At 72.3% G+C, this 19,174-nt stretch carries 18 protein-coding genes; 9 read left to right on the forward strand and 9 right to left on the reverse strand.

The window, feature by feature from the left end; all coding sequences use genetic code 11:
* Nucleotides 1–81: 81 nt before the first annotated feature.
* Both OG559_RS25825 and OG559_RS25830 read right to left on the reverse strand, forming a co-directional pair.
* Nucleotides 82–351, reverse strand: coding sequence for a hypothetical protein (locus tag OG559_RS25825; RefSeq protein WP_405108153.1), 270 nt, complete (start codon nt 349–351; stop codon nt 82–84).
* Between the two features lie 2 nt (nt 352–353).
* Complete coding sequence (locus OG559_RS25830; RefSeq protein ID WP_405108155.1) at nt 354–647, reverse strand: DivIVA domain-containing protein; 294 nt, start codon at nt 645–647, stop codon at nt 354–356.
* A gap of 314 nt (nt 648–961) precedes the next feature.
* On the opposite strand from OG559_RS25830, the gene OG559_RS25835 reads away from it, so the two are divergent.
* From OG559_RS25835 to OG559_RS25850, 4 genes are all read left to right on the forward strand, one after another.
* On the forward strand, nt 962–1,201 hold the full coding sequence (locus OG559_RS25835; protein ID WP_405108158.1) for a winged helix-turn-helix domain-containing protein: 240 nt from the start codon (nt 962–964) through the stop codon (nt 1,199–1,201).
* A 90-nt stretch (nt 1,202–1,291) separates the two neighbouring features.
* Nucleotides 1,292–1,840 (forward strand): restriction endonuclease, encoded by a 549-nt coding sequence (locus OG559_RS25840; RefSeq protein WP_405108160.1) that lies wholly within the window; start codon nt 1,292–1,294, stop codon nt 1,838–1,840.
* 182 nt (nt 1,841–2,022) lie between these two features.
* A complete protein-coding gene (locus tag OG559_RS25845) occupies nt 2,023–4,212 on the forward strand; it encodes an EAL domain-containing protein (RefSeq protein WP_405108163.1) in 2,190 nt (729 codons plus the stop codon).
* Entirely contained in the window at nt 4,209–4,532 is a 324-nt protein-coding gene (locus OG559_RS25850) for a hypothetical protein (protein ID WP_405108166.1), read from the forward strand. The genes OG559_RS25845 and OG559_RS25850 overlap by 4 nt, the downstream gene beginning before the upstream one ends.
* Before the next feature lie 67 nt (nt 4,533–4,599).
* Here OG559_RS25850 and OG559_RS25855 read toward each other — a convergent pair whose 3' ends face one another.
* Entirely contained in the window at nt 4,600–5,352 is a 753-nt protein-coding gene (locus OG559_RS25855; RefSeq protein WP_405116960.1) for an HD domain-containing protein, read from the reverse strand.
* Nucleotides 5,353–5,491: 139 nt separating this feature from the next.
* On the opposite strand from OG559_RS25855, the gene OG559_RS25860 reads away from it, so the two are divergent.
* Nucleotides 5,492–6,109: a DedA family protein gene (locus OG559_RS25860; protein WP_405108169.1), complete on the forward strand. Its 618-nt coding sequence runs from the start codon at nt 5,492–5,494 to the stop codon at nt 6,107–6,109.
* Nucleotides 6,110–6,231: 122 nt separating this feature from the next.
* Here OG559_RS25860 and OG559_RS25865 read toward each other — a convergent pair whose 3' ends face one another.
* The 6 genes from OG559_RS25865 to OG559_RS25890 form a co-directional block, all read right to left on the reverse strand.
* Nucleotides 6,232–7,587 carry a polysaccharide lyase family 1 protein gene (locus OG559_RS25865; protein WP_405108172.1) on the reverse strand — a complete coding sequence of 452 codons (1,356 nt, stop codon included), beginning with the start codon at nt 7,585–7,587 and terminating at the stop codon, nt 6,232–6,234.
* Between the two features lie 68 nt (nt 7,588–7,655).
* Nucleotides 7,656–8,831, reverse strand: coding sequence for a Gfo/Idh/MocA family protein (locus OG559_RS25870; RefSeq protein WP_405116963.1), 1,176 nt, complete (start codon nt 8,829–8,831; stop codon nt 7,656–7,658).
* Nucleotides 8,832–8,905: 74 nt separating this feature from the next.
* On the reverse strand, nt 8,906–10,396 hold the full coding sequence (locus OG559_RS25875; RefSeq protein ID WP_405108174.1) for a mannitol dehydrogenase family protein: 1,491 nt from the start codon (nt 10,394–10,396) through the stop codon (nt 8,906–8,908).
* A complete protein-coding gene (locus tag OG559_RS25880; RefSeq protein WP_405108177.1) occupies nt 10,387–11,691 on the reverse strand; it encodes an enolase C-terminal domain-like protein in 1,305 nt (434 codons plus the stop codon). Before OG559_RS25880 ends, OG559_RS25875 begins: the two co-directional genes overlap by 10 nt.
* The gene (gene uxaC, locus OG559_RS25885) at nt 11,688–13,124 is read right to left on the reverse strand and encodes a glucuronate isomerase (RefSeq protein WP_405108180.1); all 1,437 of its coding nucleotides are present in this window, start codon (nt 13,122–13,124) and stop codon (nt 11,688–11,690) included. The genes OG559_RS25880 and uxaC overlap by 4 nt, the downstream gene beginning before the upstream one ends.
* Nucleotides 13,125–13,225: 101 nt before the next feature.
* Nucleotides 13,226–14,554, reverse strand: coding sequence for a Gfo/Idh/MocA family protein (locus OG559_RS25890; protein WP_405108183.1), 1,329 nt, complete (start codon nt 14,552–14,554; stop codon nt 13,226–13,228).
* Nucleotides 14,555–14,792: 238 nt separating this feature from the next.
* Between OG559_RS25890 and OG559_RS25895 the strand changes: the two genes are divergently transcribed.
* The 4 genes from OG559_RS25895 (at nt 14,793) to OG559_RS25910 (ending at nt 19,171) form a co-directional block, all read left to right on the forward strand.
* Complete coding sequence (locus tag OG559_RS25895; RefSeq protein ID WP_405108185.1) at nt 14,793–15,917, forward strand: LacI family DNA-binding transcriptional regulator; 1,125 nt, start codon at nt 14,793–14,795, stop codon at nt 15,915–15,917.
* A gap of 19 nt (nt 15,918–15,936) precedes the next feature.
* Nucleotides 15,937–17,274, forward strand: a complete 1,338-nt coding sequence (locus OG559_RS25900) for an ABC transporter substrate-binding protein (protein ID WP_405108188.1) — start codon at nt 15,937–15,939, stop codon at nt 17,272–17,274.
* A 32-nt stretch (nt 17,275–17,306) separates the two neighbouring features.
* Entirely contained in the window at nt 17,307–18,290 is a 984-nt protein-coding gene (locus OG559_RS25905; protein ID WP_405108191.1) for a carbohydrate ABC transporter permease, read from the forward strand.
* A gap of 119 nt (nt 18,291–18,409) precedes the next feature.
* Nucleotides 18,410–19,171: a carbohydrate ABC transporter permease gene (locus OG559_RS25910; RefSeq protein WP_405116965.1), complete on the forward strand. Its 762-nt coding sequence runs from the start codon at nt 18,410–18,412 to the stop codon at nt 19,169–19,171.
* Nucleotides 19,172–19,174: the final 3 nt, after the last annotated feature.

Genomic DNA, 19,174 nt, shown 5'->3' on the forward strand with positions numbered 1-19,174 from the left:
ATCATCCTCAAGCAGCGGAACAGGAATCCTGGAGGGTGGATGAACCTCGGGCGGGTCGCCGCAGGCAGCTATGCGGTGATGTCATCCCGCGCGCACAGTGCGTCGAGCCGTCCGGCGGAACTGCGGTGCCGGCGGTAGGGCGGGGCGGAGGCCGGCGAGTTGGACGTAGATCTCGCGCTTGGCGGTGGCCATGCTGCGATGGTCGAGTACGTAGCCGGTCAGCCAGATCCAGCCGTGGTAGGTCGGCAGGTCGGGCACCGACACGACGCGGAAGGCGAGGGCGCGGTCCCCGGCGAACTGCACCGAGGCCCGGCCGTCGATCGTCAGCAGGTCGCCGGGGGAGGGCCGCATCGCTACCAGCGGCCCCGGTTGGGTGGCTGAGGCTCCGGCGGGCGGCACTCCTGGGCGTGCATGATCTGCCAGTCGCGCAGCGCCCGCTTGAGCCGGTCGTTCTCCTGTACGAGCAGCCGCACCTCCTCGTACAGCTCGGTCAGCTCGTCGGCCAGCCGGGTCTGGAACTCGCGTACCTGATCGGCGTCGACGCCGCGCCGACGCGGGTCGAACGCCCGGATACGCACCTCTTGCGGGGTCAACCGGGCCGGGCGGCCCGTCCCGTAGAGCTGGCCACCTCGATACACCTGGGCCACGACGGTCCTTTCCGGGGCAGACGGAAGCGTGCAGGGTCCGGGCGGTGGGTTGGAAGGGCGGGCCGTCCGCGCCGGCCACGGGCGGCCCGCCCGCCCCGCCGCCGCAGCCCGGTTCGGCGGTACGGCGGCGGAGCAGTCCGGTGGGTCGGGGCGGGCAGGGGGCGCCCGCCCCGACCGGGGGATGAGCCGATCTCGTTGCCACGCGAGGAGCGACCCGAAAGCAACAGTAACGGCTTGGTCGTTTAAGTCAACCACTGGCTGTTGTCGTTCATGGGCGTTTCGTGATCGAATTGGCGAGCCACGCAAGGAGCGCCATGCCTACAACACCCGACTACATCCGCATTGCCGACGACATCGTTGCCGGTGTCAAGGCGCGCAAACTCAAGCCCGAGGACAAGCTGCCGCCGATCGCGCAGATGGCGGTGGACTACAAGGTCGGCACGTCCACGATCCAGATGGTCTATGTGCGCCTTGAGGCGTTGCGTGTCATTCGACGGCACCAGGGCAAGGGCATCTTCGTCACCGATCCGAAGACCTGGATGCGGGAGCCGTAGCCGGACGAGGTCGGTGCCGGCGTGACGGGTAGCCGACAGAACCGGCGTCGGGGCGTGAAATCTGTCCCCGCCGATCGGCAAGCTGGTGTCGTGGCCGTGGCGGTCGACTTCGTGCGGCGGCACCCGTACTGGTCGGTCCTCCTGGTGGCGGTCGTCGGCCTTGCCGTCGCCGCGTTGCTCTTCACCCGGGCGAGGCAGCGGGCCCGACAGCGGGCTGAGCAGGCCCGACGGGACATGCTGATCGCGGTGACGGACGCGATGTCCGGGCCGGAGTTCGAGCGGTGGTTCGCCCGGCTGTTGGAGGCGTCGGGGTTCCGGCAGGTCACGGTCACCGGCGGGTCGAGGGACCGGGGCGCGGACGTCGTGGCGGTCGCACCGGACGGGCGGCGAATGGTGGTGCAGTGCAAGCGGCAGAGCGCGCACAACCGGGTGGGCAGCGCCGCCATCCAGCGCTTCGCGGGGACCTGCCGCGAGGTGCACGGGGGTCAGCTCTGCGTGATCGTGACCAACAGCTTCTTCACGGCGGGCGACGGCGTGCGGCTGGCCCAGCAGCTCGACATCGCGCTGGTGGACCGGGCGGCTCTGGAAACCTGGGCGTGGACGCGTACTCCGCCCCCGAACCTGTTCGCGGCCCGCTGAGTCTCCCGATCGGCCGTCCGCTCGGGCGGCAGGCCGGGTGCTCGCCGGCCGATTCCGCCATTGACGGGTATCTGACTTGTCGGTCAGATCAAGGACGCCCGTCGAAACCGATAACCTCGCCCTGAGTGCTGCTCCGATTCCGTCTCGTCAGCGCGGGCGGATCATCCAGTGGGGGTTTCTGCATGGCGCCGAGCCGGCGGCGGGCGGTTCTGATCGGGGTCAACCAGGGCGGGAGCGACGTTCGGCTGCCCGCCCTGCGATATGCGGAACGCGATGTCGAGGCCGTCCGGGGGGTGCTGCTCGACGAGGAGATCGGCACCTTCGACGACGCCGACATCAAAATGTACGTCGGCGCGGAGGCGACCTGGCGTGAGATCAAGGCCGGGCTTCGCGAGATGGCGTTGGACTCCGGCCCTTCCGACGTGCTGCTCGTGTACTTCGCCGGCCACGCGCTGGTGCCCGAGTGGAGCACCCAGCTCGACGCGTACCTCGTCACGGCGGACCTCAACCCGGACGCCCTCCGCCGGGAGCCGGACAACGGCCTGCGGATGGCCTTCCTGAAGCGGGACGTCTTCGAGACCTTCGCCGGCACCTCCTTCCTCGTCCTCGACTGCTGCCACGCCGGGATCTATCTGGACGCCGACCTGCGCCACGCCGAGGCGATGCAGACCTACCGCACCCGGGTCGACCGGCACAGCGCGCTGCTGGCCTGCCGCAACGGTGCGGCGGCGCGGGAGGACGAGGAGCACGGGCACGGGGTGCTGACCTACCACCTGCTCAGCGCTCTTCGCGGTGGCGCCGCGGACGACAGGGGCCGGGTGTCGTTCGGTCAGATGGCCGCGTTCGTGGCCGAGCAGGGGCTCGAACCACCACCGGTCCAACTCGTGCACATGTGGGGCCCGACCACCGTGCTGGTCCAGCCGCCCACCTCGCGGCACGAGCGTCGGTTGCAGAGTGCGCCCGCCAACCCCAGCACCACCCGGCCCTGCAAGAGCCCACTTGAGGACCAGTCCAGCTCGATCGTGCAGCTGCTCGGTCGGGTCTTCCGTTCCGAGGCCCACCCGATGCGGGCGTCCCAGCAGCGCGGGCACGCCGAGCGGGTGGAGATCGTCCGGCACGCGCTGGCCGCGGCCTCCGTTGCCGTGGTCGAGTTCTCCGGCCCGGCCATCCGGGTGGCCGACTCCACCGCCCGCTTCGACAAGGAGGAGCTGCGGCCGCTGCTGGAACTGAGCTCCGCCGACGCGATCCGGTACCGCACGTCGATGCCCGGGCACATCGTCTCGAACGACGCCGGCCTGCGGCTGCTCTGCGTTCCGCTTTCCTACGAGGACGATCGCATCCTCACGTTGACCGTCGTCGACCCCGCCGTCGCGCTGCTCGACATGGGCGAGCCGCTCGCCGTCATGCTCCGGGCCCTGTGGGACTCGAACCTCCTCGGCGACCCGCTGCAGGCCGAGATGCAGGTGGTGACCGCCCTGCGCACCGCCTTCGGTCGGCTGCCACTGAACCTGTACGAGTACGCCTTCAGCCTCTACCAGAAGCTGGTCGACTCCATGATCATGGTGTTCCAGCCCGTCGTGGAGCTGGACCTGCGCCCGGCCGGAGTGAGCATCCACAGCTTCGAGGCCCTCGCGCGCCGCAGCGACAAGGAGCTCCGCGCGCCACTCGCCGCGCTGCAGATGGCGTACGTCTGGGGTGACCGCTTCATCATCGAGCGCGACTCGCTGCTGCTCGCCAAGTCAATCCACTCGTACGCCACCGCGGACGCGGACGCACCGTGGCACGGCACCAAGCCGCTGTCGGTGAACGTCGCGGTCCGCTCGCTGCTCAGCGACTCGTACCTCAGCCAGGTGAGCCGGGCGCTCGCCGAGGCCGCCATGCATCCGCGAACGCTCACGCTGGAGATATCCGAGCAGGACGCGATCCAGCCCGGCCCGGGGGAGCGGTGGCCGCAGGAACCGCTGCTCTACTTCCACCGACGCCTCACCGAGCTGGCCCGGGAGCTTCGGATCAGCTTCGCCGTCGACGACTTCGGCGTCGGGTACGCCTCGCTGGCCCGGATGGCGGAGCTTCCGCTGACCCAGATCAAGGTCGACCGGGCGGTGCTGCACCACCCGATGGCGCTGGAGGAACTCGCGTTGGTGGCGCGGGTGTCCCGGCACGCGAGCGACCTCGGGCATGCGCCCACGCCCCGGGCCGTCATCGTGGAGGGGTTCGACGACGCTGCGCCGGTGACCCTCAAGCAGATCTACGACCTGGGAATCCACCACGTGCAGGGATTCTTCAGCGGCGCCGTCGCGTCGACGTCGCTGCAACCACTGGATCAGGCCGCCCGCGAGCGGATCGCGGGCCTGGTGAGAGGCGAGGAATGACCACCGTCAAGCTGCTGCTGCCGGCCGAGGTCTTCGAGGAACTGGACCTGCCGTACGAGGGCGTTCGTGACCTGTCGGCGATCACCCTTGCCGTCGAGGGAACGGGCCTGCTGGCGAACCTCGCCGCCCTCGCCGCGTTGCAGCCCCAGCTGGGCGACCTGGTGGCCGCGATTCGCAACTGGCGGCTGCGGGACCCTCGCCCCTCGGTGACCCTGACGGTCACGGGTCCCGGAATCGACCTGAAGGTGGACCTGCCGCGCAACGTCAGCCGGGCCCGGCTGTTGGAGCAACTCCGCCCGCTCCTCGACGAGCAGGACTGACGCTTCTTTGACGCGCAGGCTTGTTTGACGCGCGCAGGGTGGGTCAAGTCGGCCGGGTGGCCCGGCCTCAGCCGGCGCTCACCGGATGGTCGAGGATCGCGCTGAAGCGTTCCTCGGCCAGGTCGAGCTGGCTGAAGATGTGCGCCTTCACCGCCGGGGCGAGCGGGGTGTCCGGCCGGGCGATCAGCTCCCGGAGGACCGGCACCAGCGGGCGGTACTTCTTCGCCAACGAGAACACCTTCGGGCCGACGGCGTGGATCACGCCGACCCCGTTGTCGGTGAAGTCGGAGACCTTGATGACCCGGGCCCACGGCTCCCGGTCCAGGCTGGCCGCCACGTGCTCCCGGTACTGCGCGTGCCGGTCGCGCTGCGGGTCGTACGCCGGGTTGGTGACTGCGGCGACCAGGCGCGCGACCCGCGGGCCGAACCGCGCGGCGAGCACCGCCAGCGCCGCCGACGTGCGGTCGCCGGCCCCCGCCGGCCCCGCCGGGTGGCCCTCCGCCAGAGCTGCCAGCTCCGCCGGGTGGTCCTCCACCGCGTCGTGCAGCAGGCCGGCGACGATCACGTCCAGATCGTGCACCTGATAGTGGTGCATCATCCGGATCGCCACCCGCAGCAGGTGGTTCAGGTACGGCTCGCGCACCCGCCGGTCGTCGCGGTGCAGCTCGGCGGCCAGGTCGAGGGCGGCGGTGAGCCGGGCCCGCGCGTCGGAGTCGAACGCGCGGATCTCCAGCCGGAACCGCTCCCGCAGGCCGGGCTCGCCGTGGATCTCGGTGATCGCGTGCATCGGCATGGTGGCCAGGTACGGCGGGAAGTCCATGGACCACTTATAGCTGATCTTCACCGTCCGTGGGCCCCCTCGTCGGCCTTGCGTCGCCCGACTGCCCGGAGCCGCGCCGGTGGCGGCCGGAAACGGTGATCGGCGTCACCGGCCGTCGCCGTCCGGGGAGAATGGTCGGGTGGACCGGGTGCTCGCGGTGCTGGTGGCGTCGCCGCCCGCGCTGGTGCTCGCCCTGGTCTTCCTGCTTCCCGCGCTGGAGGCGTCCACCTTCCTTGGGCTGTTCGTGCCGGGGGAGGTCGCGGTGCTGGTCGGCGGAGTGCTCGCGCACTCGGGTCGGCTGCCGCTGTGGGCGGTGGCCGTCGCGGCGGTGGCCGGGGCGACGCTGGGCGACCAGACCGGCTACCTCATCGGCCGCCGGTACGGCCGCCGGCTGCTGTCCCGCATGCCCCGCCGGCTGGTCCGCTCGGGGGAGCTGCGGCGGGCGCTGGACCTGGTTCGCCGCCGGGGCGCGGTGGCGGTGGTGCTCGGCCGCTGGGTGGCGGCGCTGCGCGCCCTCGTGCCGGGGATCGCCGGGCTCAGTGGAATGCCGCAGGGCACGTTCACCCTGGCCAACGTCTCCGGTGGGGGGCTCTGGGCGGTGACCGTGGCGGTGCTCGGCTACCTGGCGGGTGCCTCGTACCGGCTGCTGGAGCGTCGTCTCGGCCTGGGCGGGGAGGCACTGCTGGCCCTGCTGGTGGTGCTGGTGGCGGCCCGCCTCTGGCGGCACCGCCGGGCCGCCCGACGGGCGGACGGATGAGGCCGTGGGCCGGGCCGGGCGGGAGACCCTACCGACGCCTGCGCCCCGGACGCGCTGTCCGGGGTCGGCGTGCCGGGGCGGCGGCGAGAGGGATGTCCGCCGCCCCGGCACGCCGGGGGTCGCTACAGCGGCAGCCGGTTCGCCCCGGCCAGCGCGCCGACCACGAGCGGGACCAGCGGTGCGGGCAGCAGCACCTGGCCGCGCCGCAGGGCCGGCGTCCAGCCGGCGTCGACGCCCAGGTCGGGGTCGTGGGTCGCGTTGTACGCGGCCACCAGGTCGACCGGATGCGGCCGGTCGCCGTCGGCGCGGACCCAGTTGCCGCGGGTGGTGACGGCGGTGCCGCCCCAGTCGTACAGCAGGTCCTCGGCGGCGATGCCCGCGCCGAGGGTGAACCAGTTGTTCTCCACGTACGGCGCTGACTGCACCCCGACGCCGACGGCGTACTGGAAGTCCCCGCCGGCCAGCCGGTACCAGTTGTTGTAGACGTCGACCTGGCCGAACCGGACCCGGGGCAGGCGCTGGAGCACCCTGTCGAACAGGTTGTGGCGCAGGGTCACCTTGAGCCGGCCGACGTCCGGCCCGACCGTGTTCGACGAGCCGATCAGCATCAGCTTGTCCCGTCCGACGAACCGGTTGTACGAGGCGGTGACCAGGTTGGCGGTGTGGGTGATGTCCAGCGACCCGTCGTGCACCTGGTACGGCCGGCCGAAGTGCACCGGCTGGGCGCTGTCCGGGTTGTCGCCGTCGGTGAACGTGTTGTGGTCGACCCAGACGTGCTCGCTGCGCCGCACCGAGACCTGGTCGTACTGGGAGTTCCAGTTCCCGATCGCGCCGTCGGTCGGCGACCACGCCGGGAAACAGTCCCGGGCGTCGTCGAAGGTCAGGTTCCGCACGATCACGTTGCTGGCGGTGTCGATCATCAGGGTCAGCCCGGTCAGCGTCGCCCCGCCCAACCCGACGATGGTGGTGTTCGGGCCGACGTTGATCTGGGTCTGCTTCGTCTGGTTCGCCACCGAGCGCACCCGGGCGGCCTCCAGCGCCCCGGTCGGCGGGACCCTGCCCCACACCGCCGGGTCGTACGCGGCCAGGTAGGCCGGCAGTGAGTAATCCGGGTCGGCCAGGTCGGCGCAGTCGAGCAGACTGCGGTCGTCGGCCTCGAACCCGTCGACGAGGCCGTCGACGACGATCACCTTGGGGGTGGCGTTGGCCCGGTTGGTGGCGTTGTCGCCGCCGAGGGCGCGGACCAGTTCGGCGCGGCTACGGACCAGGTGGACCTGGTCGGCGGCGGCCGTCGAGCCGCCGGTGGTGCCGGCCCCGTCGGCCGCCCAGCCGTCGCCGGCCGGCAGCGCCTGGCGGGCGAGGCGTTCGACGGGGTCAGGCACCGGGCCGGCGGCGTCGGGGACGGCCGACGCCGCCGCGCCCGGCACGACTAGCAGGGAAAGGGCGACCAGGGCCGCCCCGAGAACGCGTAGACGCATGAGGGACTCTCCGAAGTGGTCTGTCGGTGCGGCGCACCCGTCGTTTGCAGCGCGTTTTCCGTGGCCCGTCACCGGGGGCCAGAGCCTCGACCGCCCTTCTCCTCCATCAGCTCGACGCGCACCGGCGGCACCGCCCACGGCACCGCCAGCTCCGACAGCAGCGCGCCGGACTCGGCCGCCCGCCGCAACGCCCCGTGCACGCCACGGACGCTCAGCACCCGGTCCGGCCCGTCCCCGACGGCGGTCACCAGGTCGCCGCCGAGCAGGGTCGGCTCGGGCGCGGCCCGGACCGTCTCCAGCACGGCGGTGAACGGCGCGGTGCGGGCCAGTGGGGCGATCAGCGGCGTCCCGTCGGCGCGGTGATCCAGCAGGTTCTCCAGCAGGCCGCGCCGCCCCGGCACCTCCCGGGGCGCGTCGTCGCCGGGCAGCGCCAGCCGGTCCGTCGGGTACTCCAGCACCGCCCGGCCGGCGGTGCCGGTCACGATCACCTCACCGGCGACGAAGTCCTCACCGGCCAGGGTCACCGCGGCGACGATCGGTGGCCCGGAGCGCGGGACGACCCGCAGGGCCGCCGTGTCGTCCACCTCGATCGGGCGGACCCGGTAGCGCTCCAGCTCGATCACCGCCGGCCGCACCGGCGCGCCGGCGACCGCCTCGGCCACCGCCAGGCACTGCATCACCGCGTGCGCGAACGGGTTGGCCAGCGCCCCGTCGAGCACCGGCCGGCCGTTCAGCGTCCGTCGGCCGGCCCAGGGGGCCCGGGCGTAGTAGCCGTCCGGGCGCCGCCAGGCCGCGACCGTGGCGATGCCGGTGACCGTGCCGAGCCGCCCGTCGGTCACCGCCGCCGTCAGCTCGGCGAGCGCGGCCGAGCCGAGGGCCTGGAAGCCGACCTGGCAGGACCGGCCGGTGTCGGCCAGCGCGGCGGTCAGCGTCCGGTGCTCGGCCGTGGACAGCACCGGCGGCTTCTCCAGCAGCAGGTCCGCCCCGGCGGCCAGCACGTCCAGCGCGATCGGCAGGTGGGTGTGCGGCGGGGTGCAGACCACCACCACGTCCGGCTTCGCCTCGGCTAGCATCGCGGCGTGGTCGGTGAAGACCCCCGCGCCGGCCGGCACCGGCGCGTGCGGCTCCTCCTCGATCGGGCGTACGTCGACCAGGGCGACCAGCCGGACCCGGCCGGCGGCGTGCAGCGGCGCGATCGCCCGGCGGTGCCAGCGGCCGTGCCCGTTCGCCCCGATGACCGCCACCCGGGGCGGGCCACCGGCCAACGCGGCGACGGACCGGCCCGCGCCGCCCGGGGCGGACCCCGGGCGGGCGTCGCTCACGCCGCACCGGCCAGGGTCGCGGCCACCCCGTGCCGGTGCAGGGCGGCCAGCCAGTCGGTGACGTCGGCGCGCACCTCGTCGTCGTCGGCCACCTCGGCGGGGAAGATCTCGCGCAGCCCGAACAGGGCGTCGACCACCCCGGCCGGGGTGCCGCCGGCGGTGGCCAGCGCGCCCCGGATCCGGTCGGCGAGCGGGTCGACCAGCGGGAGCGCGCCGCCGTCGTCGGCGTGCCCGCAGGCGAACCGCGCCCACGCGGCCACCACCAGCGCGGACCAGCGCGCCGGCCGGCCGGCCGCGCGCAGGTCGGCGATGGTGTGCAGGACCCGTTGGGGCAGCTTCTGCGAGCCGTCCATGGCCACCTGGAGGGTGCGGTGCCGGATCGCCGGGTTGGCGAAGCGGCCCAGCACCTCGTCGCCGTACTCGACCACCGACACCCCGGCCGGCGGGGCGAAGCTGACCGCCACCTCCTCGGCGACGAGGCGGCGCAGCACCCCGGTCAGTCCGGGGATTTCCAGCGCGTCGGCGACGGTCTCCCGACCGGCGAGGGCACCCAGGTAGGCGGTGGTCGAGTGCAGGCCGTTGAGGCCGCGCAGCTTCAGCCGCTCCCACGGCCCGGCGTCGTCGGTGAGCACCGCTCCGGCCCGGTCCCATGCCGGACGGCCGCCGGGGAAGGCGTCCTCGATCACCCACTGGGTGTACGGCTCGGCGTCCACCGCCGCCAGGTCGGCGAAGCCCAGCGCCTGCCGGGCCACGGCGAGGGTGTCCGCCGTGCTGGCCGGCACGATCCGGTCCACCATGGTCCCGGGGAAGGTGACGTTCGCGGCCACCCAGCCGAGCGCCCGCTCCGACACGCCGGAGCGGGCCAGCGCCTGCTCGACCAGGCCGCGCAGCCGGACCCCGTTCGACGGCAGGTTGTCGCAGCTGACCAGCGCGATCGGCCCGGCGTCGGCCGCCGCCCGGGCGGCCAGCCCGCGTACCAGCAGGCCGGGCACCGTGCCGGGCGGCCCGTCGCCGGCCAGGTCGGCGGCGAGCGCCGGGTCCGGGCGCAGCCGGCCGGTGACCGGGTCGAGCTGGTACGCCTTCTCCGTCACGGTCAGCGTGACCACCCGGATCGCCGGGTCGGCGAGCAGCGCCACGATCCCGGCCGGGTCGCTCGCGGCGTGCCGGACCCCGGCCAGCGATCCGATCACCCGGGTGCTGCCGCCGGTGGCGGCCCTGGTGGTCACGCTGAACAGGTTGTCCTGCGCGGCGAGCGTCCCGACCAGTTCGGTGCTGCGCGGGGCGACCCCGACGATGCCCCAGTCGCCGCCCGCCGCGCCGATCGCGGCCTCCGTGTAGACGGCCTGGTGGGCGCGGTGGAACGCGCCCAGGCCGAGGTGCACGATGCCGGCGGGCACGGTGCCGGGGCGCAGCAGCGGGCGGCTCGCCTCGGGCAGCCGGCGCAGCGCGGCCAGCCCGAGCCGGGGCGCCCCCACGGTCACCGCCATACCGGGCCGTCCGGGAAGCGGAACTCCGCGATCGACTCGGGACGCATCGTCGAGCTGTAGCCGGGGGCCTCGGGCAGCAGGTACCGGCCGCCCCGGGTGCGCACCGGGTCGACGAAGTGCTCGTGCAGGTGGTCGACGTACTCGACCATCCGGCCGTCGAGGCTGGCGCCGACCCGCAGGAAGTCGAAGATCGCCAGGTGCTGCACGTACTCGCAGAGGCCGACGCCGCCGGCGTGCGGGCAGATCGGCACCCCGAACTTTGCCGCCATGACGATCTCGGAGAGCACCTCGTTGACCCCGCCGACCCGGCAGGCGTCGATCTGCATCACGCCGATCGCCTCGGCCTGGAGCAGCTGCTTGAAGATCACCCGGTTGGCGGCCACCTCGCCGGTGGCCACCCGGCACCGCCCGCCGGTCAGTTCGGTCACCGCGCGGGCGATCCGGGCGTGGCCGAGGATGTCGTCGGCGTGCGTCGGCTCCTCGATCCAGTACGGGTCCACCTCGGCCAGCGCCGTCATGTTGGCGATCGCCTCGTCGACGTCCCACACCTGGTTGGCGTCCATCATCAGCAGCGCGTCCGGGCCGATCTCCGCGCGGATGATCCGGGCGCGGCGCAGGTCGTCCGCCGGCGGGCCGCCGACCTTCATCTTCATCGCCCGCCAGCCCTGCGCGTACGCCTCGCGGGTCAGCGCCCGGACCTTGTCGTCGGGGTAGCCCAGCCAGCCCACGGAGGTGGTGTACGACGGGAACCCCTCGCGCGCCAGCAGGGCGAGCCGGTCGGCCATCCCGTCGCCGCCCCTGTCCAGGATGGTGGCCGCCTCGCCGGGGGTGAGCGCGTCGGTGATGTGGTGGAAGTCGATGCTGGCCACCAGGTCCTCGGTGGGCAGCTCGGCCAGGAACCGCCACATCGGCTTGCCGGCGAGCTTGGCCCGCAGGTCCCACACGGCGTTGACCAGCGCACCGGTCGCCATGTGGATGACGCCCTTCTCCGGGCCCAGCCAGCGCAGCTGCGCGTCGGCGCTCAGCGAGCGCCAGAACGCCACCGGCTCGGCGGCGATCTCCTCGACCGTCCTGCCCCGGACGTGATGGGCCAGGGCGCGCACGGCCGCACAGGTGATCTCGTTGCCCCGGCCGTTGGTGAAGGTGAACCCGGCGCCCACCGGCCCGGCGTCGGTGCCCAGCTCGACGTACGTCGCCGAGTAGTCGCCCCGGTTGATCGCGTCCGAGCCGTCGCCGGCCGCCGCGGTCGGGAAGCGCACGTCGTGCACGTCCACGGAAGTGATGGTGACGCTCACGGGACCAGCCTTTCGCCGATCTTGAAGACCTTCTTGGGCAGGCGGTACGCGAGGTCGACGATGGTCTCGGCGGCCTCGTCCTCGGTCAGCCGGTGCTCGGCGACCAGCCGGGCGAGGAAGCCTGCGTCGACCCGGCGGGCCACGTCGTGACGTACCGGGATGGAGCAGAACGCCCGGGTGTCGTCGACGAACCCGGCCGTGTTGTAGAACCCGGCGGTCTCGGTGACCGCCTCCCGGAACCGGCGCAGCACCTCGGGGGAGTCGAGGAACCACCAGGGCGCGCCGAGGTACAGGGCCGGGTAGCCACCCGCGAGCGGGGCCAGTTCCCGGGTGAAGGTGTACTCGTCGAGGGTGTAGACCACCACCCGCAGCCGGGGGTCGTTGCCGTACGCGTCGAGCAGCGGGGTGAGCGCGTGCAGGTACTCGGTGGCCTGCGGGATGTCCCCGCCGACGTCGCGGCCGTGCCGGGCGTACAGCCGGCGGTTGTGGTTGCGCACCGAACCGGGGTGCAGTTGCATCACCAGCCCGTCGTCGAGCGACATCCGGGCGAACTCCAGCAGCATGTGCGCCCGGAACGCCTCGGCGTCGGCGGCGTCGGCCGCCCCGCGCCGGCCCCGCTCGTACAGCGCCACCGCCTCCGACTCGCTCAGATTCAGGGTGCGGGCGGTCGGGTGGCCGTGGTCGGAGCAGGTGGCGCCGGCCGCGATGAACGCCTCCCGGCGTCGCCGCAGGGCGGCCAGGAACCCGGCGTACGTGCCGGTGTCCTCGCCGGAGACCTCGCCGAGCCGCTCGACGTTGGCGGCCCAGTTGTCGAACTCCATGTCGACGACGTTGTCCGGCCGGAATGTGGTGATCACCTTGCCGCCGGGGCCGCCCCAGCCGTCGGCGGCGAGCTTGGCGTGCTGGGCCAGGTCGTCCAGGGGCGACTCGGTGGTGGCGAGCACCTCGATGCGGAACCGGTCGAACAGCGCCCGGGGCCGGAACTCCGGCTCGGTGAGCCGGGCCGCGACCTCGTCGTACACGGCGTCGGCGGTGGCCGGGGAGAGCGGGGTGTCCACCCCGAAGACCTCGGTGAGGGTCTGCTCCAGCCACAGCCGCGACGGGGTGCCCCGGAACAGGTGCCAGCCGTCGACGAAGCGCCGCCAGATCGTCCGCCCGTCGGTCTCCACGGGGCTGCCGTCCACCGTCGGGACGCCCAGGTCCGCCGGGGGAACGCCCTGGCTGAGCAGCATCCGGGTCAGGTAGTGGTCGGGCACGATGATCAGCCGGGACGGGTCCGGGAACGGCCGGTCCTCGGCCAGCAGCGCCGGGTCGACGTGCCCGTGCGGCGAGATGATCGGCTGCTCGGCCGCCAGCGTGTAGAGCTGTCGGGACAGCGCGCGCAGGCCCGGGTCGGCGGGGAGGAGCAGGTCGGGTCGGGAGGTGGTCGGCACGTCGGATGGCTCCTCGGGTGCGGTCGGTCGAACGGGTCGGACCGGCGGGGCCGGCCAGGGCCGGTGGGGTGGCCGTGGCGGCGCGCTCCGGGCGCGGTCGGTCAGGGCAGGGTGAGCAGGTCGGCGACCCGGACGGCCTGCCCGGTCTCGAAGGACCGGTTGGCGGCCAGGCCGGTGAGCAGGGCAAGGGCCCCGTCGCGGGCGCCGGCGGCCCGGTGCAGCGGGTCCGGCGCGCCGCCGAAGAGGACCTTCGTCATCCGGGCGTCCGCGCCGCCGTGGCCCTGCCGGGTGTACCCCTCGACCTCGATCTGCCGGGGCGGCGACCAGAACGGGCGCAGGGTGAGGGTGGCCGAGCCGCCCTCGGCGGCGGCCTCGTCGCCGTGCAGCGCCGCGCCCTTGAGCGCCCCGGCGGCCCCGGGGCTGACGAAGTCGCTCTCCACGACCTCCAACTCGACGCGGCCCCGGCTGCCGTTGACCATCACCCGGTAGCCCTCCCAGGGGGCGTAGGCGGTGAGGTGGTACGTCATGGTCACGCCGGAGGAGTAGCGGGCCAGCACCGCCATGTCGTCCTCGATGGTGACGCCGGGGGCGAACACGTTCTGGTCGCGGTGGTAGCCGTCCTCGGCCTCGGCGTCGAGGTAGAGCTCGCGCAGCCGGGGGTGCTCGGCCATCCGCAGGGCGAACGGGTCGCCGGTGGCGTCCGGGGCGCCGTGTGCCCGGTCGTAGTTTCGGGCGTAGCCGTGCCGACGGCCGGCGTCGCCGTAGAAGAACAGCCGGCCGGCGGCGTAGACCTCGACCGGGGTGGCGTCGAGCCACCAGTTGACCAGGTCGAAGTGGTGGCTGGCCTTGTGCACCATCAGCCCGCCGGAGTTGGCCTTGTCCCGGTGCCAGCGCCGGAAGTAGTCGGCGCCGTGCCGCACGTCGAGCAGCCACTCGAAGTGCACCGACCCGATCTCGCCCACCGCCCCGTCTGCCAGCAGCCGGCGCAACTGCTCGTGCAGCGGGTTGTAGCGGTAGTTGAAGGCGACGGTGACCTGCCGGCCGGTCTCGGCGACCGCGTCCAGGATCCGCCGGCAGCGCGGCGCGTCGACGGTCATCGGCTTCTCCGACACCACGTCGCAGCCGGCGCGCAGGGCGGCCACGATGTACTCGTCGTGGGTGGCGTCGACCGTGGTGACCAGCACGGTGTCGACGCGCTCCTTGGCCAGCATCGCGGCGAACTCGTCGGCCCGGTACGTCGGCACCCTCCGGTGGCCCAGCTCGGCCAGCCATCGGTTGTGCGTGTCCATCCGGGACTGGTTGACGTCGGCGAACGCGACCAGCTCGGCGGTGTCGGGATGGTCCCGGACCAGCGCCCGGACGAACATCTCGGCCCGGGCGCCGGTGCCGACCATCGCGTGACGGGTCCGTTCACCGGATCTCGAAGACATCGCGTCGCCTCCCGGGTGAGACTGCAAAGGTTTGCAGTGAAGAAACCACGATCGATCGCGATGAGTCAACGACGGTGACAAAATCAGTGCGGTTTGCCCGGGTTCATGGGCTTACCGAGGCATGGGGGGTGACCCCTCGAAACCTGGTCGTAACCTTCGAGCGTTGACAGTGGAGCAACCGTTTGCATTAATTGTCGGCACCCACGTGACCGCAACCACACTGGACGAAGGGGCCGCCGTGCCAGTCACCATCAGGGACGTCGCGCGGGCCTCGGGCGTGCACATCTCCACGGTCTCCCGCACGTTCTCCGCACCGCACCTGGTCAACCCGGAGACCCGGGTCCGGGTGCTGGCCTGCGCGGAGGACCTGGGCTACCGGCCCAACCGCGCCGCGCGGGCCCTGATCACCGGCCGCACCCACAACATCGGCCTGATCATCGCCGACATCGCCAACCCGTTCTTCCCGCCGCTGATCAAGGCGGCGGAGGGGCAGGCCCGGCACCGCGACTACCACATCTTCGTCGCCGACACCAACGAGGACCCGGTGGTCGAGGAGGAACTGGTCCACGCCCTGGCCAAGCAGGTCGACGGGGTGTTGCTGTGCAGCCCCCGGATGAGCAACAGCCTCATCGAACAGCTCAGCCGCGAGGTCCCGCTGGTGGTGATAAACCGGCAGGTGACCGGCCTGCCCTGCGTGATGATGGACGTCGGGCAGGGGGCCCGCTCCGCGATCGAGCACCTGGTCGGCCTCGGCCACACCGAGATCGCCCTGCTCGGTGGGCCGCGCGGCTCGTGGACCAACCGGGAGATCCGCCGCTCGGCCGCCGCCGCGGCGCGGACCGGCGGCGCGGAACTCACCGTTCTCGGGCCCAACCCGCCCACCGAGCACGGCGGCGGCGCGCTGGCCGAACAGGTCCAGCGCGCCGGCGTCACCGCCGTGCTCGCCTACAACGACCTGATGGCGATCGGGCTGATCGAGGGGCTCGACGCCCTCGGGGTCCGGGTGCCGCAGGACGTCAGCGTCGTCGGCATCGACGACATCGCCCTGAGCCGGCTCACCCGGCCCAAGTTGACGACGGTGGCCACGCCTACCGCGGCCGCCGGCCGGACGGCCGTCGACATGCTGCTGCAACAGGACACCGACGCGCCGCGGGGACCGCGGGGCGCCGGTCGGGGCACGGCAGCCGGCGCCCGTCGCACCACCGCACAGGTAATGCTCCAGACCGAGCTGGTCATCCGCGACTCCACCGGAGGAGTTCCGTCGTCCGGTGGCCCCGGCGCCGAACGTGTCGGCCCGGGCCCGCATCGCCTTGCGGACCCGGGCCGCCCGACTGCGGCCACCGGTGGCGTCGTCGCCTCCTAATGCCAAGGAGAGAGCGCACATGCACCCCGCCACGCCCCCCACCGCCGGCGCACCCGCCGGGCGTTCCCACCGTACCCCCCGCCGTCGGCTGCTGCGCGGGCTCGTCGCCCTGGTGGTCGCCGCGCCGCTCGTCCTGGGCGCCGCCGCCTGCGGCGACGAGGCCAGTGACGATCCCAACGCCCCCGTCAAGCTCTCCATCTTCTGGTGGGGCGGCGAGGCCCGGGCGAAGCTGACCGAGGACGCCCTCGCCCTCTACACCAAAAAGCACCCGAACGTCACGTTCGAGAAGACCTGGCAGGCCAACCAGGGCTACTTCGACAAGCTGGCCACCCTCACCGCCGGCGGCAACCCGCCGGACATCTTCCAGATCGACGACAACTTCCTCGCCGAGTACGCCTCCCGCAACACCACGCTCGACCTGACCAGCTACTCCGACTCCGGCAAGCTCGACGTGTCGAAGTTCCCCAAGAGCCTGTGGCAGTACGGCGTGGTCGACGGCAAGCTCGCCGGGCTGGCCGCCGGGGAGAACACCCAGGGGCTGGTCTACAACAAGACGCTGCTGACCCGCAACGGCCTCCCGGAGCCGACCACCGGCATGACCTGGGAGGAGCACGTCGCCTGGGCCGAGCAGGTCGCGAAGAAGACCAAGATCCCCGGCACCCAGGACCCGAGCGCCGACTACAAGGCGTTCTGGGTCTGGCTGCGCCAGCAGGGCAAGGACCTGTACAAGGGCAAGGAGCTCGGCTTCACCGTCGAGGACGTGACCCGGTGGTTCGAGCTGTGGAAGGGCGCCCGGGACCGGGGCGCGACCCCGACCTCGGACGTGATCCACGAGGGCAACGCCACCGACATCACCAAGCAGCTCGTGGTCACCGGCAAGGCCGGCACGTCCTGGGTCTGGGTCAACCAGATGCCGGAGCTGAAGAAGAACACCAAGGACGAGCTGGGCGTCGTCGCCTACCCGGGTGACCCCAGCGCCCAGTGGGCCCGCGCCTCGATGTACTGGTCCGTGTTCAAGGGCAGCAAGCACAGGGACATCGCGGTCGACGTGCTGAACTTCCTGGCCAACGACCAGGAGGCGGTCAAGCTCCTCGGTACCGACCGGGGCCTGCCGTCGAACCAGGACCTGCGCCGGCTCGTCAGCGAGGGCACCACCGACCCGGCGATGAAGCAGTCCATCGCGGTGGAAGCCGAGCTGGCCCAGAAGTTCGGCGAGTCGCCGCAGGTGCCGATCAAGGGCCACAGCAAGGTCCGCGCAGAACTGATCAAGGCGGCGGAGAACGCCCAGTACGGCCGGGCCACCCCGGCCGAGGCGGCGGCGCAGTTCCTCGCCGCCTGCAAGTCCGCCATCGTCTGAGCCGCCACACACGTTCGGAAAGGAGCCGGCTCGTGGCACTGACCACGGCGCCCGACCCGACCCGACGCGGCACCGGATCCGCCCGCGCCCACGCCCCCCGGGCCGTGGCCGGGCGGATCCGGCACAGCGAAGGTCTGGCGGGGTACGTCTTCCTCTCGCCCTGGCTCATCGGACTGATGGCCATCACGGCGATTCCCATGCTCCTGTCGCTCTACCTGAGCTTCACCGACTACGACATCCTCACCCCCTTCTCGGAGGTCGAGTGGGTGGGGTTCGCCAACTACGAGCGGATGTTCACCAACGATCCCTCGTACTGGCACGCGGTCCGGGTGACGCTGACCTTCGCCCTGGTGGCGGTGCCGCTGAAGCTGGCCGCCGCACTGGGGGTGGCGCTGCTGCTCAACCGTGCCTGGCGCGGGGTCGGGCTGTTCCGCAGCCTGTTCTACCTGCCGTCGCTGCTCGGCGGCAGCGTCGCGCTGGCCATCGTCTGGGTGAACATGTTCAACCGCGACGGCGCGTTCAACTCGCTGCTGGCCCTGGTCGGCATCGAGGGCAAGCCCTGGGTCAACGACCCGGACTGGGCGCTGGAGACCCTGATGGTGCTCGCCATCTGGCAGTTCGGCGCCCCGATGGTGATCTTCCTGGCCGGGCTCAAGCAGGTGCCGACGGAGCTGTACGAGGCCGCCTCGGTCGACGGGGCCGGCAAGTGGCGGCAGTTCCGCGCCGTCACCCTGCCGATGCTCTCCCCGGTCATCTTCTTCAACCTGGTGCTGGAGACCATCAACGGCTTCCAGGGCTTCACCGCGGCCTTCGTGCTCAGCAACGGCACCGGTGGCCCGGTCGACTCCACCCTGATGTACACGCTGAACCTCTACATCAAGGGCTTCACCGATCTGGAGATGGGCTACGCCTCGGCGATGGCCTGGGTCTTCCTGCTCGCCATCGGCCTCATCACGGCCGTCTTCTTCAGCACCGGACGGTTCTGGGTGCACTACTCCGACGGGGAGGACCGGTGACGGCTACCGCAGGCCCGGTGCTGACCCGGCCGCGCCGCCCGCGTTCCGGCGGCGGGCAGGCCGTGCGCCTGGTCGTCCTGATCGCGATCGTGGCGGTCGTGCTCTACCCGCTGTTCTGGATGATCGGCACCTCGGTCAAGGGCCAGGAGGAGATCGTCAGCAACACCGGCCTGCTGCCGAGGCAGTTCACCCCCGGCAACTACGCCGACGGGTGGGCCAACTTCGACCTCAGCTTCGGCCGGTTCTTCCTCAACAGCGCCATGGTCAGCCTGCTGACCGTGGTCGGCAACGCGGTCTCCTGCCTGCTCGCCGCGTACGCCTTCGCCCGGCTGAGGTTCCGGCTGCGCGGGATGTGGTTCGCCGTCATGATCGGCACCCTGCTGCTGCCCGGGCACGTGCTGATCGTGCCGCAGTACATCCTGTTCCGCACGCTCGGGCTGGTCGGCGGCGAGTGGCCCTACCTGCCGCTGCTGATTCCGCAGTTCCTGGCGACCGAGGCGTTCTTCGTCTTCCTGATGGTGCAGTTCATGCGGGGCATCCCGCGCGAACTGGACGAGGCGGCGAAGATCGACGGGGCCAGCGCGTTCGGCATCTTCCGGCACATCATCCTGCCGCTGAGCCGACCCGCGCTGGTCACCACCGCGATCTTCTCGTTCATCTGGACCTGGAACGACTTCTTCCGGCAGCTCGTCTTCCTGTCCAGCCTGCAGGACTACACCGTGCCGGTGGCGCTGACCCTGTTCATCGACTCGACCAGCCAGAGCGCGGTCGGCCCGATGTTCGCCATGTCGGTGCTGTCGCTGCTGCCGGTGTTCCTGTTCTTCCTCGCCTTCCAGCGGATGCTCGTCGAGGGCATCAACACCAGCGGAATCAAGGGGTGACGC

It is taken from the genome of Micromonospora sp. NBC_01405, from assembly GCF_045040155.1.
In the GTDB taxonomy this organism is placed as follows: domain Bacteria; phylum Actinomycetota; class Actinomycetes; order Mycobacteriales; family Micromonosporaceae; genus Micromonospora.

Bases quoted from the DNA above. Each gene is read 5' to 3' on its own strand.
- OG559_RS25875 (WP_405108174.1), bottom strand. From the start codon at position 10,396: ATGGCGGTGACCGTGGGGGCGCCCCGGCTCGGGCTGGCCGCGCTGCGC.
- OG559_RS25835 (WP_405108158.1), top strand. From the start codon at position 962: ATGCCTACAACACCCGACTACATCCGCATTGCCGACGACATCGTTGCC.
- OG559_RS25850 (WP_405108166.1), top strand. From the start codon at position 4,209: ATGACCACCGTCAAGCTGCTGCTGCCGGCCGAGGTCTTCGAGGAACTG.
- OG559_RS25855 (WP_405116960.1), bottom strand. From the start codon at position 5,352: ATGGACTTCCCGCCGTACCTGGCCACCATGCCGATGCACGCGATCACC.
- OG559_RS25910 (WP_405116965.1), top strand. From the start codon at position 18,410: ATGATCGGCACCTCGGTCAAGGGCCAGGAGGAGATCGTCAGCAACACC.
- OG559_RS25825 (WP_405108153.1), bottom strand. From the start codon at position 351: ATGCGGCCCTCCCCCGGCGACCTGCTGACGATCGACGGCCGGGCCTCG.
- OG559_RS25890 (WP_405108183.1), bottom strand. From the start codon at position 14,554: ATGTCTTCGAGATCCGGTGAACGGACCCGTCACGCGATGGTCGGCACC.
- OG559_RS25865 (WP_405108172.1), bottom strand. From the start codon at position 7,587: ATGCGTCTACGCGTTCTCGGGGCGGCCCTGGTCGCCCTTTCCCTGCTA.
- OG559_RS25900 (WP_405108188.1), top strand. From the start codon at position 15,937: ATGCACCCCGCCACGCCCCCCACCGCCGGCGCACCCGCCGGGCGTTCC.
- OG559_RS25845 (WP_405108163.1), top strand. From the start codon at position 2,023: ATGGCGCCGAGCCGGCGGCGGGCGGTTCTGATCGGGGTCAACCAGGGC.